This is a genomic window from Pseudodesulfovibrio sediminis (assembly GCF_020886695.1).
GTDB lineage: Bacteria > Desulfobacterota > Desulfovibrionia > Desulfovibrionales > Desulfovibrionaceae > Pseudodesulfovibrio > Pseudodesulfovibrio sediminis.
Genome location: NZ_AP024485.1, coordinates 1,638,487 through 1,652,009, shown reverse-complemented (window position 1 = coordinate 1,652,009; position 13,523 = coordinate 1,638,487). Strand labels below are relative to the sequence as shown.

Sequence of the window (13,523 nt, the reverse complement as noted above, 5' to 3'; positions counted from 1 at the left end):
GGGGACATGGGTTGCAGAGACGCCTGTGGTTCAGCCGGGAACAAAGATATTGCATTGAACGTGACACGGCACTTGCTAAGGCGAGTCTTTTGCAGTAGGTAATTCATCCCTTCGGCGGCGAAGTACGAAAGTATCGCTGCCAGTGAGAATCCTCACGAATCTGACGGGGCGTGGCGCAGTCTGGTAGCGCGCCTGCTTTGGGAGCAGGATGCCGGGAGTTCAAATCTCTTCGCCCCGACCAGGAAAAATTTAGGTCTTGATTCTTAGTAACTTACTAAGGTTCAAGGCCTTTTTTTGTGGCCTTGTTACACCAAACTGTTACACCGAGGTCGTAATAATGGCTGGACAAACTCGACTTTTTCGCCGTGGCGCAACTTACTATCACCGTGCCAAAATCCCTGTTGATATCAAGGGAACCTACCCCAAGACGGAAGAAACATTCTCTCTCATGACAAAGGACTACGATAAGGCATTGAGGTTGCTTCGTATTGCTGCCGTGAAAGTGGATGAAAAATTTGAAGCCCATCGTCGTATGCTTAAAGGTGAACCAGCTCTTAAGACTAAGAATATAATCGGTGACACCACAGTAGCCAAGCCTGAAACACGTTCACCATTGCTTTCTAAGGTCCGCGATGAGTGGTTCAAGATGAAAGCCATTGAAGGTGGATGGACAAAACGTACAACCGACCAGAACCAGGCTTGGACTGATCGCTTCATAACCATTGTGGGAGACAGGCCTATTGATCAGTACACCAAGGCCGATGGTAGGAAGTTCAGGGATGTCATGTCAAAATTCCCTAAGAACGTTGATAAATTCAAAGAATTGAAGGGGTTTTCAGTTCAAAACATACCCCAAGCAGCTGAATCCATGGGTTTAGAGCTTATGTCGAGGGCCAATGTGAACAAGTACATTATTGGAGCCTCGGCTCTTTGGAAATGGATAAGCAGGAACTACGATGAGGAACCGTCGAATCCATTGGATGGAATGGCGTACAAGATCAAAGTAAACCCAAAAAAGGACCGTGACCCATTCACCACAGAGGAACTAAACATCATTTTCAAGGCTCCCACCTTCACTGGCTGTAGGTCGTACAAAGGCTGGAGGAATCCCGGCACATACTCATTGAGAGATTCGTATCGCTACTGGATTCCCCTGATCGGTCTGTTCACTGGTATGAGGCTGGGTGAGATGTGCCAGCTTTACACCGAGGACGTGCGGGAAAAGCAGGGGATTACCTTCTTTGACATCCACGCCAACCGGGAGGATATGAGCCTCAAGACCGCCCACTCTGAAAGGCAGATACCCGTTCATGCAGAGTTGTTCCGACTCGGCTTCAAGATGTATGTTAAGAGACTCAGAGCCGAGGGCCAAGAAAGATTCTTCCCTGACCTGAAGATGAGTAGTGAAGGGTATTGGTCAAAGAATGCTTCAGCGCACTTCCAGCGGTTCTTTAAAGTTGTTGGGGTGAAGCACGGGAAGAATTGTTTCCATAGTTTTCGGCATTGTTTTGAGGATGCATGTCGAGCTTCTGGTGTCCCCAAAGAAGTCATGGATGCCATTCAGGGCCATAGGGAGAGAGGCATGGCGGCTAGATATGGCAGCGGCTATGAATTGGGGGTACTCAATGAGGCTATGAAGCGGATTCAATATGGGGCATTAAACTTGAAACACCTGTACTGAAAGAGCACGCGCATTTGATTGACGATTCTTTGAGGATGGCCAGTAAAGATGCTGTGGACATTGTGTAGCTGACTACGCCGATAGAATCCGTTTTTACGTTGCTTGCTCAAGTCCCTCCTATCCTATACCTTACACCCTATATCTACAGGCTAAAGAGGTCGTGATGCGTTGCTATAGATGTGATGAATTCGAGTGGGAAACAGATGAAGAAATTGTTGAAGTCCAAAATGATGGCAGGGGTCTATGCCTCTTTCATCAAAGGAACAACAATAAAGGTAAAAAAGGCGATGACGAAATTGGTGGTTTCAATGATCCTGCTTTAAAAGACAGGGTCGATAAGGCTAGTGATCGCTTGAATCAGCTGGTTCGTGATAAAATTGAAGAAGCAGTCGAACAGAAGAAAGTATGTAACCTCAGTGGGGCATTTTTTCATAGTCGTTTTGTCTTTCCTGATTTTACCTACCTTCCTGCAATAAATTTTCACGGAGCGTGTTTTGAAAATAAGTTAGATTTACAAAATAAGATATTTGAAGGGCATTTCTATTTTTCTAAGGCTATAACTCGCGGCTTAGATTTTTCTGGATCGTTATTTTTAAAAGGTGCCGATTTCTCAAAGGTTCATTTTCATAGACATTCTGTTTTTACCTCGTGTGAAGTTGCAAAGCCTAACTCAATTAAAATGCATGGTGTGCCAAGTTTTAACCATGTTTCTTTTTCAGGAACAGAATTTCGCCTGTTTGATTTCTTAGAAAAAGATGCTGATCACGCATATTTTCTTCAAAGGGAAAACATTTTTCGTTCCATGAAAAAGGCAGCGGAAGACAGTGCGGATAGGGTCAAATATTCTGAGTGGCACTTTTTGGAAAGGGAAGCTCAACGGGCCAAGTACAGATCGAGAGACAAGCAAGCATACACTAGGTTTAAAGAGCTAAACAACGGATCAAGCAACACTCTGATTTCATCGGTTTATTTGTTGAAAATGAAGATTCGTCACTTTCTTTTCAGTAGGCTTTACAATGCAACGTGGTGGTACTGGCGATTAAGCGGATACGGGGAAAAGCACAATTGGGCGCTTATGAGCTTTCTGTTGGTGTTTGTGCTGACTTGGTGTCTTTTAGGATTTGGAGGAATCCAGAACGACGAAGGCATGGTCATTCAAGGGCTAAGTCTCACAGCAGACAATGCTCTTGCCAATGCTGGCCATGTCTTTAGAACGCTGGTCATGAATTCGTTGCTTTTCAAATACTCGTCCATTCCCTTCAAGCCTGTTGCTGGTTGGGCTGAAACCATTCTTATAGGTGTAACACGATTGGTTATGCCATTGTTGGCCGCTTTATTCGCTTTTGCATTGCGGAATAAGCTCAGACGGTAATGGTCGATTTGGTCGTGGCCTATTATCCAGTAGCATCATGAAAGAGAGGCATTGAATGGATAGTTATATGGACAATCTAGTGCGGTCGTTTAGTCAAATTAACAAAACGTTGGCTGGAGTAATTGAGGCTAACAGAGGGCAAGGTACAGGGTTATACGGAATGTATAATGATGCACATTTCCTTTCAATTAAACTCCTCAATCATGCTGTATCAATGAATAAAATCTTTCAATCTACGGATTTAATAGAGCTTGATGGTTTGTCGCTCTCTTTTTGTGATTATTCGTCAATAATTGCTCTCGCTCGGTCTAGTATTGAGACCTATTTGGTTTTTTTCTGGCTATTTATTTCGCCGAAATCGATTTCAGAACGCAACCTTACCTATCTTTCGTGGAGGCTAACCGGGTCAAATCTGAGGTTGAAGTTTTCTTCTTTGAAAGATGAAAACGATCCGGTGATGGCCGCTGAGAAGACGCACAATCAAGAACTAATGAGGAAGATCAAGCGAAGTGCTGAATGGAAAAGAATGTCTGCGGGAAAGCGGGATAGTTATCTGAAGAGGCTGAAACAGAATCATGGGGTACGACCACAATGGAATGACTTGATTGTTGCTTCGGAGCTGTCAAATGGGTTTAAGTACACATATAAATTTTTCTGTGAGCATGCCCATTCTGGTAGAACCGCAGTATGCCAAATCTATACATCGCATAACGATATCGTTGCTCAACGGCAAATGTGCGGCTTACCTTTGAAAATGGTCCGTTTTGTAATTGCCTGTTTAATTATCGACTATAGCAAGTTGTTTAAACCATCTGCGAAATGGCTGTCTGCTAACGAAGAACATTATCAACGAGCATTACTACACAGTGACTTGGCTAAAATCGGATTAGGATAGTCGTGTGATGAATTCAGTCGAAAGGCCGAAGAGCGGGTGAAGGCTTAGGCCAAATGGGGTGGAGGAGATAGAGCTGTTCATGCTGATCTTGTAGCCGCAAAAAGGCGAAGCCTCCCCAATATTTTTTTTCAAAAAAAAGGGAGACTTCTTTTTACATTGAGTGAGGAGATCACTCTGCCATTAATAAAATGGAATCATTTTAAAATCTTATAGATGCTTTTCTAGGAGCTTAAAGTAAGCCAATACTGACATTCTGAGAACCATTTGTTCGGCTTGTTTGGGGTGCAGGTTCATCTCTTCAAGCAGTTCTAAATGTGTCTGGCGAAGCTTAAGAGAAATATCAGCTATATCGTAAATCAGTGCATCGTTTGGGTTGTCGGAGTCCTTGCTTTTCTTCATTTGGCGTTTCCAGAAATTGTTAATCTTATCGTCATCAGCTCGGATACGTACAACGGCGGCTGAAATGTCCGAAGTAAGAACTTCCTCGGTTACGTCTGGCGCGTCTGGTGTTATTAAAAGATGGTCCCGTAGGATTTGAAAAGCCTGCTCTTTCTCCTCGCCTTCGGCCTCGTGATACTCACGTACAAGATTGCGAAGCTTGATCTTCTCTTTGATTCGTTCACGGCGTGTTTCATCAACGGCAGAATCCGCTACTTTATCGGTAACAGATGGAATTGGTTTGTTAGTTTTTTCTATGTGATTTAAAAACATCTTGTAAGTTCTCCATAATTTTTTCTTTTAGTTTTTTTGCAATAACTTCTTTGAAAGCGTTTCGGATAAAAATCCCGGTTGTTCTATCGGCTTGAATTAGCTCGTTTACATACCCTGAAATATTTCCGGTGCTCTTAGCATATTCATAATTATCCTTAGTAAATGTAATACTTGATTTCAGTTTCTTTTCTTTTGGCATTGTAATATTATTTATACATATGGAGTGTTCCAATTCGCTCAAAATTGTATTCTGAGAACACTTTTTTACATTTTATTTTTGGATAAAAAAAAGCCCTGTAGTTCCTACAAGGCTTATCTTTGTTGTGAAGTTATCCGAGCTTCTTTTTCAATTCATTTAATACCGTTTTGCAATATTCGGTTGGATTGGGGGCTTTGGGCTTATCTAGGTTGAACCATTCGTGGTGGTCGTATCCTTCCGGGGCTGTCTGTTCGGTAAGAAGCATAGAAAGATCTTCTTTGTAATTTGGCGATTGTCTGAACATATCGTTTCTCCTTGTGGTCTTTATCTGTATTTATCTTGAGTCGAGGACCACATGAAAAAAAGCCGGACAGTTTCCTGCACGGCCATGATTGGGATATAAGGGGCTGATTGGCTATAAAACGGCGGAGAGGGTGGGAGACCAGTTTTCACCTGTCTACTTTTATAACATCTTGTAGATGCAGCTTTTAATCAAATTGGTATCAACGTTCTGTGCCACAATATGTACCACTTCATGTATCAAGGGACAAGGCTAAGGGGATAGATTTCTATCTTGTGTTTCTCATACTCAGTTATTTGTTGTGTCTTACTGTCTGTTATTTAACATTAAATTAGTAATCCAGACTTATAAAGTATGAAAACTTTGATCAAATTAGTGATTATTACAACTAATAGTTGGAAAAGTCTTGACTTTTAGTATGAATTGGTTATTGTGTATTCAACAGCTGGCGATACGCCAGTCAATAGCTCTTTGAAATCCGTCTTAAGGCATCAATTATTTATTCATGGTGCATAAGTCCCGTTCCGGTTGAAAGACCGCCCTGGCTTCGGTCAGGTTTGTGACCACATGGTCGCCACCGATAAGGTGGAATTGTCGCCCCCACGCGAACAATGAAAGCTAAACGACTCGCACTGACTGCGACGACGTAGTGATCGTATGCGCTGAGGCGATAGCACTTCATGGTGGCAGCAGTCTTAGAGCAAAGAGTGAATGTTAACGGGCCGTACAACCATTAAACTGCATGGGGAACCATGTGAAGTAGGGTATCAAATGAATAAAGAAATTGTAGAGAAGAAGAAGCAACTCGAATTGATCGAGGAATCGCATCACATCCTTTGTGGATTAGTGCGTAAGCGGAAAATCACCTTAAGAATTACGGATGAACTCGTTTCATCTGACGAAATGGAAAAAACGGTCTTACCACTTCTGAAAAAGAAGAAATGGTGGGCAAAGGCATCGTTCTATTGGGCGGTGTTACGTGGATCTCTTCGTTGGGGGCCGGAACTCTGGAATAGATTCCATGAAGTTCTCGGACTTATGCTCTAAGAAAGTATGATGATGGAAGACTGCCAAGCCCTGACAATAACCTACTAGGATTACATATGACGATCGGCAAATTGATTAAAACTATTCGGGCAAGCCAAGGCCTTTCTCAAGGTTACATGGCAGGTTGCTTGGGTATCTCTCAGAACTACTTATCTCTCGTAGAGAGTGGTAAGAAGACAATGAGTGCAAAGCTCATAGAAGCTCTTGCTGTATTGATAGGAGTTTCGAAAGAGTTGATTTACATTGTAGCAAGTGAAGTTCCTGTAGAACTTTCAGACAAAGAACGAGGAGACTTTATTAAGCTTCAGAAGAATATGTTTTCAATAATCACTTATGAAATGGAAACAATTTCTTGTGACGCCGCATGATGAAGTTTGCCCTTTAATTGGACTTAAAAGTCCGAACTCATTAGCCAGAATCCTTGGCTATTCCCTCGACCATTTGAATGAAGTTTGTGAAAGTATTCCTAGCTTTTATAGGAAGAAGGAAATCACAAAGAAAGATGGTTCTGCCAGAGTCCTTTCCGTGCCGTCTGCTCCATTGCGCAGGATTCAATCTGCAATTCTGAGGCATTTAAGTAAATTTGAGTTACATCCCGCAGCTTATGGGGCAGTAAAGAAAAGATGCCACGTAGATAATGCAAAGCAACATGCGGCTGCTCCCTTTGTTTATTGCTTGGACTTTAGCTCCTTCTTCCCTTCTATTTCTTCAAGACGTATTTATGAGCTGTTTATTCAACAATTGCAGTGCTCTCCTCCTGTCGCAGGTGTGCTGTCCAAGCTGACAACATACAAATACAAACTACCAACAGGGTCTCCAACAAGTCCTGTATTAGCCAATATTCTGTGTCAGCCTTTAGATGTAAGACTGGGTAACCTTTCAGATGCTCATAATGTAGTTTACACACGATTCATTGATGATCTTACTTTTTCAGGTAGAGTTATTCCTGAAGAATTCATGCTCAAAGCCAAAGAAATAGTAGAATCATTTGGGCTGAAGCTGAATGAAGGAAAAGAAGAACTCTTCACTCCAATGAATGGGAAACTGGTCACTGGAGTCAACGTGAATAATAAGAAGATTAGGGTTTCAAGGGATTACAAACGATCAGTCCGTGCTCAGAAACACCAGTTAGAACTGTTTGAAGAATACATGACTCCCAGTGAAATTAAGAAAGAAGAAAGTAGAGTCGTTGGAAAAGATCAGTACATTAAGATGGTTAAGACTAGGTGATGGCCTTTGCTCTCTGTTGTTTCTTGGAAAAATGATAATTATTTGTGAGAGAGTGTGTACGTTATTGAATGGGACTCTTTTCCCTCATTGCCTCTCCTTATGTACCTAAGACGATTCGATCTAACTTTTCTACCAACCCAGACCTAAACGATCCTCGACATTACAAGGCAGTAACAGCTTGCTCTTCCTTTATTTCTGCCCACTGTGGACAATAGGGTATACCCTGTTGGGGAGTGGACATTTTCTGGACAATAGGGTTTTTCTGCTTGCAGTTGTCCAAGTCAGTCGTTATGGTTTAAACCGTAATGTCCACATAGACAAAAAGGAGTAAGTCCATGTCCACTATTTTCGCATACTGCCGTGTTTCCACTCTGGACCAAGATGCAACCATGCAGGAGGAGGCAATTAGAAAGGCTTACCCCAATGCTGTGATTCGCTCGGAAAAGGTCAGTGGTACTTCCATGAAAGGCCGGGACAAGCTGGACTTACTTTTGGAGAGTGTCGAGGAAGGCGATAAACTGGTAGTCTGGAAACTGGATAGGCTGGCCCGTGACATGCACGACCTCCTGAAGATCGTGGACCTCTTGAAGACCAAGGGAGCGCACTTGGAGATTTTGGACCAGAAAATTGACACCAGCACTTCAACGGGTACGGCTTTCCTGCAACTGTTGGGTGTTTTCGCTGAATTTGAAACGAATCTTCGCAAGGAACGCCAAGCAGCCGGGATAGCGAAGGCCAAGCGGGATAATCCTGAGAAGTACGCAGGGAGGAAGGCGAGCTTCGACAAGGATACAATCAAGGGGATGCTTGATGAAGGTATGAGCCAAGCCGCAATTTCTCGGAAGTTAGGCTGTAGCACGAAGACGGTTCAACGTGTGAAGGTATCGTTTTAGTCGATTTGACCATAGAGACAAGAAAAGACCCACCTGGCCATAAGCTGGGTGGGTTTCTTCGTTATATGATTCCGGCGAATTTGAGGAGAGTGTCCTTTCCGAGTTCTGGGCGTGGGTCGGGGTCCCCGTATATTGCCCGTAGGTCTTTGTTAGTAAATGCTGATTTTGGGTGACCGCATTTGTTGAGAGTGAACCTTACCGACTCTACTCCTAAACCCAAGTTCCGAAGAGCATACCCCATTTCCTTTAAGTCATAGTGATTCAGGGTTCCTTTGGACTTAGCATACAGGGCTTTTTTGAAAACGCGGGAACGGAAAAATTCATTGTCGTATTCGATTTCGGGGATATCTAGATTGATATGGGCCTTGGTGCCTTCGATCATCTGGACGCGCTTCTCTCCACGGGCAAGAACAGGGTCAAGTTCGGGATAAAGAGGCTCTGCAAGGTCCGGGTTGTTAATATCTTCGTATTCCGGGTTAGCGGTGATGATTCTTATGTGGTGACCGATTTCCTCTAGCTTCACGATAGGCTTGTGCAAGGGGTCGATTCCATACATAGGGGTGTTCTTGTCGAAGTATCTGAGTACTTCACGGGATGTGATCGGTGTTTCGTTCCAGAAGAACAGATTCGCGTGAAATTCGGACCAGTCGAAGTCATAGCCAGCCAATCCTCGGTGTTGAAGAATGAAGCGGGCATGGTGGAATTCCTCTGGGAAATGATTGTCTACTAGGTTCCGGGCAATTTCATATGAAGGAAGTTCGGAAAGTGCTCTGGGGATATCAAGGCCATCTATCGGGACGCATATCCAATTCTGTGGGGTGTCCTGTAGGGTGCTGAGTCCGACACTATCGGCTTCCTCTTGGGTCCCTCTCAGCGTGCCTCTGACAACGGCTAAAGTTGGCTTGTCTTGAAGTGCCTCAAGGTCATGCATAAGGGTATCGAGGTCCGTGATACTGTTCCGGTGTGTTAAAACGTGGAAGTGAGTGAGGATGTGCGGTGAAAAGAACTTCACGCCGTGAGTGATTCTGTAATGCTGTGGTATAATTTGGTAGTATCTATCAGCTGCGTCAACTGTAGTTAAATAATTCATTTTGTTTTGAATTCTCCTTTTTACTAGTATTTATCAATAGAATTCAATGAAAAATGAATATCAATGCATGATAGTGTCAGTATTTTAACTAGTGTTAACACTATATCACAACTCAATTTATTATTTGGCTCAAATAGTAGTTCATTAATTTTATGATTTTCTAAAGTAAATCTCTTCCTCCTCAAAAAAAAGAACCCTGATTTATCGTTACACGAAAATCATAGGGTCAATTTTTTTTTGGAAGAGATTTACTTCTGAATTTTCTGTTATCTGGATTTCTGAATTACCTGAATCAACTGTTATCTGAAATTTCTGAACTAGTTGAGAATGTAAGATTTGTATATTTTTACCCTATTATGTGTCTAACTTAATAAAAAATGCATTTATTTTAAAAAAGTCCTTCAAAATGCCCATTTATAGTTATATTGAAGTGTCTAACTTTATAAATAAATGTATGAGAGATAAACAATACAAGAAATACGAAAGTACTTACTACGGTAAGTGCATGGCAGAGGCAGTAAAAGAATTCATAGGGGGAAAAATCAAAGGTGATCCCTGGTTGAAACAGAATATCACAAAGCGAAATCTCAATGGATTTATTCGGCAACTTAACAACATTTTAGATTTTGCATATAGGAATCCTAAGAACACCACAGGTTTCGGCTTGACAGGGTATACCTATCACATCAAATATAAACTCCTAGCGAATTTTAAACAGAACAAAATCGGGAAGTACTTCTCGTACTTCTTGGATGAAGCCGAAGATGAAGGCAGCACCTATCACGCTAACAACGCATGGGGGAAAGAAAAAAATGGGTATTGTCGTTGGTATCGCTTCCATCTTGACTTGATTATCATCCTTGCCATGGCGAACCGGAACCTTCTACGGGCATGTGGATTCTCAAAAACAAGGATACACCACATAAACGAGGCAGATTACACCATCCCTGCGGTTCCTAGCGATTTTGAATTTAATTCAGCTATGCATCTCAGGATAAACAGGAAAATTTTCAGAAAGGAAGTCTTTCTATTCAATAAGTTCCATAATTTTCAGGTTATATATCTTATTCGACAAGTCATATATCAAGACGAAGATTTTTTTTACTTCAAGAATTTCATTAGCTCTGGCTGGGAGCATGGACTAAACGAAATCGGGCGCGATTATACCGTTGTGGGACAACTCAAGCGCGTTATGCGTAAACGTGTATTCGCGGATTACATCGAGGTAGATATCAACGCCGCCATGCAATCCACCTTCCTGTGGCTGATATCCTTGGACAGCCGAAAAAAGTGGTATGAACCGGACTACGATAAAATCAGGAAAGACCTTCCTATGCTCCACAAGCTCACCGGGACGAGTATGGAGAAGAACAAAGTTCGCGCGTTGTTCGCCAAGACTTTCAACGTTGACATAGTTGATGCCAAGCTCATCATCTTGCAGCTCACGGTTGCTCCCGGTAGCAATGTGATTCGAAAATATTGTAAGGATAAGCCACCAAAGACAAAAAAAATGGCCCGAATCCTTGCTAATAAATTATCCAAAGAATGCAATCTTGTCAGGAAGATATTGCTTGATAGATGGTACGATCGTACAACCAACGAAAACCCGAATTTCCGTATTGGCACCCTCCTCCTTCGTGACTTGCCAGAAATGATTGATGAGGTGATCAAACTCGGTGATAGCAAGCGTATTAAAGGCGGCAGAGGTCGAAGCAGAAAAGACCGTACAATGTTCCGCATCTATGAAGCAGTTGAACGCCAGATCAGGATTGAAATGATTCGCTTCCTTAGAAGCAAGGGTATCGACGAAGTATACCAGATTCATGATTGCGTAATTTTTCCAAGGCACGCAGCCACTGAGCCGTCCACCCTTGAGATGCTATCCGAACATATCAGAAAAAAAATCGGTTGCCGCCTTGGTTTTTCCCATGAGGTGTACAACCAGGCTAACCAGAACAAAGACGTTCAGGCCGAGAACAAAAAGATTTCCGAAGAAGTGAGACGTGGCATCAACCCAGCGGCCTACCTTGGGCATGAGTGGGCGCAAACTAATATTAAGGGCGGGCATGGTGACGAAAAATTCCCGGTCCTAGATACCGATGATCTACGTGAGGCGGGACGATTCGCACGAATCAAAGTAAGTTAACCAGTTATATAAATACTAATAGATTCAAAAAGTTCGACCCATTTTTCTTGTAGTGGGTCAGACACTCCTTTGCCCTCGCTAGTCGGGGGCTTTTCCTTTTCAGAATCAACACAGAAGAATTGTGCCTACTACAGCAAACAAAGAGCCGCAGCTCGCTCAAAATCGCCCTACAAGCAATCCTGAACCGATCACGGCTCATATTGGGACTAGCAGCAATGATAAAAAATTTACCGCTAGATTTCTAACCTAATCGTCCCAGTTATATCGGAACTTTCCTTTCTCAATATCCCCGGTCTGAACGAATTTCATAAACGGTCCATCGGAGCCATCCGCAGACGTGGGGTTCTTCTCAAGGTATTCACGAAAGCCATTTTCACCACGGCGTACAGCATCAAACATTTTCCCTAGTCTCTCCAAAGCCTGTTCTATTTTCATATCCATATTCCTCACTTGTGGGTCAGTATGTGTGTCTATTCCCACGTTTTCCTTATTTATAAGTATAAATAACAATAAAATCAGGAATAAGGACAAATACAATGCAACAATCAGGCAATGTAATAAACGACAAAGGCAGAAAGGTCGGTGATTGGAAAGTGGAATGGAGCAACCTCTACTACAAGCAACAAGGTTCTTACGATTGGCGCAAGACCCGCAGTATCTCCGACAAAGAGTACTACGACATACAGCTAGGCAGGGACACGACCATTCGAAGCGAGTTCGGGAACCACGTGATTCTTCAAAGTCCTCATGAGCAGTGCTTTCTAGAAATCGAGTGCAAGCCCAAGGAATGGATAATCACTCGGCACCAGTACGGGAATGGAGTCCACGGGTATATTGCACAACACGATCTTTCAGGGGCAATGGCTTCAATCAAAAACCAACGTCAGCAGACACTTTCGGACCTCTACCACGCGCAGGAGGCGAAATAATGGAAAAGAAACGCCTGCACATCTCGGTCAGTCAAGAGGTTTACAAAATTCTTCGCCAGTATCCGAACATGTCGCAGTACGTCAGCGATCTTGTCTTGAAGGACGCACTCCAAGAACCCCAAAAAAAATCAAAATACTACGAGGTTAAGATATAATGGAATATACAGAAATGAAGATTAAAGTACCGATGTGGGTACGTGAGGCCCTTGAGGAGTACCGGGACCCGTCCACCGTTATCACCCTGCTGGTCATGAATCACAAAATGGCCGAAATCAAAGAGAAGATCAGGCAATTAGAGGCAGAAGATGAGTAAATTAATTGAAGAACTTAACATGAACGAACAAGAGCAAGTGGCCTTTGATTTTGGCTTCGTTGGGTTGCCCATAGCGAATTGCTTGGACCTCCTCGATATCACTAACGATGATTTTGAATCGAAATTCCAATCATTTTATCAAAAGGGTGCGTCATATGCTCGGCTCCAATCACTTAGGAAACTCATGGATATTTCAGACGATGTGGCGAGCTTGCGGGATTACATGCAATTCAGGGCAAATAGTGGTTTCAATAGTGACGGCGATTTCACTAAGGCACTTGAGGCACCCGATAATCCACCCATGACAACGGCAGAGGTTATTGCAGAACTCAGGAAAATTTCCGATTAACTCCAATTGGATTTGTTGTTTGGCTCATTCCTTCGGGGATGGGCTTTTCGTGGACTCGACCACCAACCTTATCCAAGCTTGAAAGTGTTACACCAGACTGTTACACTAGATACTAATTACTGATTCAAGACCCGAATCAAATTTAAAACTGCTTCCACAAATATGACATGTATTGCGCGGGTTTGTAGCATAGCCTGCTTTGTGGACGGCCTGCGGCATTGATGCCGGGAGTTCAAATCTCTTCGCCCCGACCAGAAAAGCAATAAGCAGATCGAGCAATGCGCTCGATCTGCTTTTTTGTTGTGCGCTGATCGGTTGTCGGAACGGCAGAGCGCATACCGGCAGCAGGCGGACACAAAGGGGAATG

17 protein-coding genes and 1 tRNA gene are annotated in these 13,523 nt (G+C 43.1%); 13 read left to right on the top strand and 5 right to left on the bottom strand.

The window, feature by feature from the left end:
- Window positions 1-164: 164 nt before the first annotated feature.
- The 4 genes from SRBAKS_RS07945 (at window position 165) to SRBAKS_RS07930 (ending at window position 3,948) form a co-directional block, all read left to right on the top strand.
- Window positions 165-241, top strand: a tRNA-Pro gene (locus SRBAKS_RS07945).
- A 96-nt stretch (window positions 242-337) separates the two neighbouring features.
- Window positions 338-1,681, top strand: coding sequence for a site-specific integrase (locus tag SRBAKS_RS07940; RefSeq protein WP_347339463.1), 1,344 nt, complete (start codon window positions 338-340; stop codon window positions 1,679-1,681).
- A 163-nt stretch (window positions 1,682-1,844) separates the two neighbouring features.
- Window positions 1,845-3,053 (top strand): hypothetical protein, encoded by a 1,209-nt coding sequence (locus SRBAKS_RS07935; protein WP_229595884.1) that lies wholly within the window; start codon window positions 1,845-1,847, stop codon window positions 3,051-3,053.
- Window positions 3,054-3,108: 55 nt separating this feature from the next.
- A complete protein-coding gene (locus SRBAKS_RS07930) occupies window positions 3,109-3,948 on the top strand; it encodes a DUF5677 domain-containing protein (protein ID WP_229595883.1) in 840 nt (279 codons plus the stop codon).
- A 207-nt stretch (window positions 3,949-4,155) separates the two neighbouring features.
- Here SRBAKS_RS07930 and SRBAKS_RS07925 read toward each other — a convergent pair whose 3' ends face one another.
- From SRBAKS_RS07925 to SRBAKS_RS07915, 3 genes are all read right to left on the bottom strand, one after another.
- A complete protein-coding gene (locus tag SRBAKS_RS07925) occupies window positions 4,156-4,659 on the bottom strand; it encodes a hypothetical protein (RefSeq protein ID WP_229595882.1) in 504 nt (167 codons plus the stop codon).
- On the bottom strand, window positions 4,631-4,900 hold the full coding sequence (locus SRBAKS_RS07920) for a hypothetical protein (RefSeq protein WP_229595881.1): 270 nt from the start codon (window positions 4,898-4,900) through the stop codon (window positions 4,631-4,633). Before SRBAKS_RS07920 ends, SRBAKS_RS07925 begins: the two co-directional genes overlap by 29 nt.
- Window positions 4,901-4,988: 88 nt before the next feature.
- Entirely contained in the window at window positions 4,989-5,162 is a 174-nt protein-coding gene (locus SRBAKS_RS07915) for a hypothetical protein (protein WP_229595879.1), read from the bottom strand.
- 768 nt (window positions 5,163-5,930) lie between these two features.
- Here SRBAKS_RS07915 and SRBAKS_RS07910 point away from each other — a divergent pair.
- The 4 genes from SRBAKS_RS07910 (at window position 5,931) to SRBAKS_RS07895 (ending at window position 8,329) form a co-directional block, all read left to right on the top strand.
- Window positions 5,931-6,206: a hypothetical protein gene (locus tag SRBAKS_RS07910; protein ID WP_229595876.1), complete on the top strand. Its 276-nt coding sequence runs from the start codon at window positions 5,931-5,933 to the stop codon at window positions 6,204-6,206.
- Between the two features lie 56 nt (window positions 6,207-6,262).
- A complete protein-coding gene (locus tag SRBAKS_RS07905) occupies window positions 6,263-6,574 on the top strand; it encodes a helix-turn-helix domain-containing protein (RefSeq protein ID WP_229595874.1) in 312 nt (103 codons plus the stop codon).
- Complete coding sequence (locus tag SRBAKS_RS07900) at window positions 6,540-7,436, top strand: reverse transcriptase family protein (protein ID WP_229595872.1); 897 nt, start codon at window positions 6,540-6,542, stop codon at window positions 7,434-7,436. The genes SRBAKS_RS07905 and SRBAKS_RS07900 overlap by 35 nt, the downstream gene beginning before the upstream one ends.
- A gap of 335 nt (window positions 7,437-7,771) precedes the next feature.
- On the top strand, window positions 7,772-8,329 hold the full coding sequence (locus SRBAKS_RS07895; protein ID WP_229595870.1) for a recombinase family protein: 558 nt from the start codon (window positions 7,772-7,774) through the stop codon (window positions 8,327-8,329).
- A 61-nt stretch (window positions 8,330-8,390) separates the two neighbouring features.
- Here SRBAKS_RS07895 and SRBAKS_RS07890 read toward each other — a convergent pair whose 3' ends face one another.
- Window positions 8,391-9,419, bottom strand: coding sequence for a hypothetical protein (locus tag SRBAKS_RS07890; protein WP_229595868.1), 1,029 nt, complete (start codon window positions 9,417-9,419; stop codon window positions 8,391-8,393).
- Between the two features lie 505 nt (window positions 9,420-9,924).
- Between SRBAKS_RS07890 and SRBAKS_RS07885 the strand changes: the two genes are divergently transcribed.
- Window positions 9,925-11,565: a hypothetical protein gene (locus tag SRBAKS_RS07885; RefSeq protein ID WP_229595867.1), complete on the top strand. Its 1,641-nt coding sequence runs from the start codon at window positions 9,925-9,927 to the stop codon at window positions 11,563-11,565.
- A gap of 246 nt (window positions 11,566-11,811) precedes the next feature.
- Here the strand turns inward: SRBAKS_RS07885 and SRBAKS_RS07880 are convergent, their stop codons facing one another.
- Window positions 11,812-12,000 carry a hypothetical protein gene (locus SRBAKS_RS07880; protein WP_229595865.1) on the bottom strand — a complete coding sequence of 63 codons (189 nt, stop codon included), beginning with the start codon at window positions 11,998-12,000 and terminating at the stop codon, window positions 11,812-11,814.
- Between the two features lie 101 nt (window positions 12,001-12,101).
- Here SRBAKS_RS07880 and SRBAKS_RS07875 point away from each other — a divergent pair, with 101 nt between their 5' ends.
- The 4 genes from SRBAKS_RS07875 to SRBAKS_RS07860 are packed head-to-tail and all read left to right on the top strand — an operon-like array spanning window position 12,102 to window position 13,156.
- Window positions 12,102-12,494, top strand: coding sequence for a hypothetical protein (locus SRBAKS_RS07875; RefSeq protein ID WP_229595860.1), 393 nt, complete (start codon window positions 12,102-12,104; stop codon window positions 12,492-12,494).
- On the top strand, window positions 12,494-12,649 hold the full coding sequence (locus SRBAKS_RS07870; protein ID WP_229595859.1) for a hypothetical protein: 156 nt from the start codon (window positions 12,494-12,496) through the stop codon (window positions 12,647-12,649). The genes SRBAKS_RS07875 and SRBAKS_RS07870 overlap by 1 nt, the downstream gene beginning before the upstream one ends.
- Window positions 12,650-12,663: 14 nt before the next feature.
- Complete coding sequence (locus SRBAKS_RS07865) at window positions 12,664-12,807, top strand: hypothetical protein (RefSeq protein ID WP_229595857.1); 144 nt, start codon at window positions 12,664-12,666, stop codon at window positions 12,805-12,807.
- Entirely contained in the window at window positions 12,800-13,156 is a 357-nt protein-coding gene (locus SRBAKS_RS07860; RefSeq protein WP_229595855.1) for a hypothetical protein, read from the top strand. The genes SRBAKS_RS07865 and SRBAKS_RS07860 overlap by 8 nt, the downstream gene beginning before the upstream one ends.
- Window positions 13,157-13,523 lie beyond the last annotated feature (367 nt).

Bases quoted from the DNA above. Each gene is read 5' to 3' on its own strand.
- SRBAKS_RS07940 (WP_347339463.1), top strand. From the start codon at position 338: ATGGCTGGACAAACTCGACTTTTTCGCCGTGGCGCAACTTACTATCAC.
- SRBAKS_RS07935 (WP_229595884.1), top strand. From the start codon at position 1,845: ATGCGTTGCTATAGATGTGATGAATTCGAGTGGGAAACAGATGAAGAA.
- SRBAKS_RS07930 (WP_229595883.1), top strand. From the start codon at position 3,109: ATGGATAGTTATATGGACAATCTAGTGCGGTCGTTTAGTCAAATTAAC.
- SRBAKS_RS07925 (WP_229595882.1), bottom strand. From the start codon at position 4,659: ATGTTTTTAAATCACATAGAAAAAACTAACAAACCAATTCCATCTGTT.
- SRBAKS_RS07915 (WP_229595879.1), bottom strand. From the start codon at position 5,162: ATGTTCAGACAATCGCCAAATTACAAAGAAGATCTTTCTATGCTTCTT.
- SRBAKS_RS07910 (WP_229595876.1), top strand. From the start codon at position 5,931: ATGAATAAAGAAATTGTAGAGAAGAAGAAGCAACTCGAATTGATCGAG.
- SRBAKS_RS07905 (WP_229595874.1), top strand. From the start codon at position 6,263: ATGACGATCGGCAAATTGATTAAAACTATTCGGGCAAGCCAAGGCCTT.
- SRBAKS_RS07900 (WP_229595872.1), top strand. From the start codon at position 6,540: ATGAAATGGAAACAATTTCTTGTGACGCCGCATGATGAAGTTTGCCCT.
- SRBAKS_RS07895 (WP_229595870.1), top strand. From the start codon at position 7,772: ATGTCCACTATTTTCGCATACTGCCGTGTTTCCACTCTGGACCAAGAT.
- SRBAKS_RS07890 (WP_229595868.1), bottom strand. From the start codon at position 9,419: ATGAATTATTTAACTACAGTTGACGCAGCTGATAGATACTACCAAATT.
- SRBAKS_RS07885 (WP_229595867.1), top strand. From the start codon at position 9,925: ATGGCAGAGGCAGTAAAAGAATTCATAGGGGGAAAAATCAAAGGTGAT.
- SRBAKS_RS07880 (WP_229595865.1), bottom strand. From the start codon at position 12,000: ATGAAAATAGAACAGGCTTTGGAGAGACTAGGGAAAATGTTTGATGCT.
- SRBAKS_RS07875 (WP_229595860.1), top strand. From the start codon at position 12,102: ATGCAACAATCAGGCAATGTAATAAACGACAAAGGCAGAAAGGTCGGT.
- SRBAKS_RS07870 (WP_229595859.1), top strand. From the start codon at position 12,494: ATGGAAAAGAAACGCCTGCACATCTCGGTCAGTCAAGAGGTTTACAAA.
- SRBAKS_RS07865 (WP_229595857.1), top strand. From the start codon at position 12,664: ATGAAGATTAAAGTACCGATGTGGGTACGTGAGGCCCTTGAGGAGTAC.
- SRBAKS_RS07860 (WP_229595855.1), top strand. From the start codon at position 12,800: ATGAGTAAATTAATTGAAGAACTTAACATGAACGAACAAGAGCAAGTG.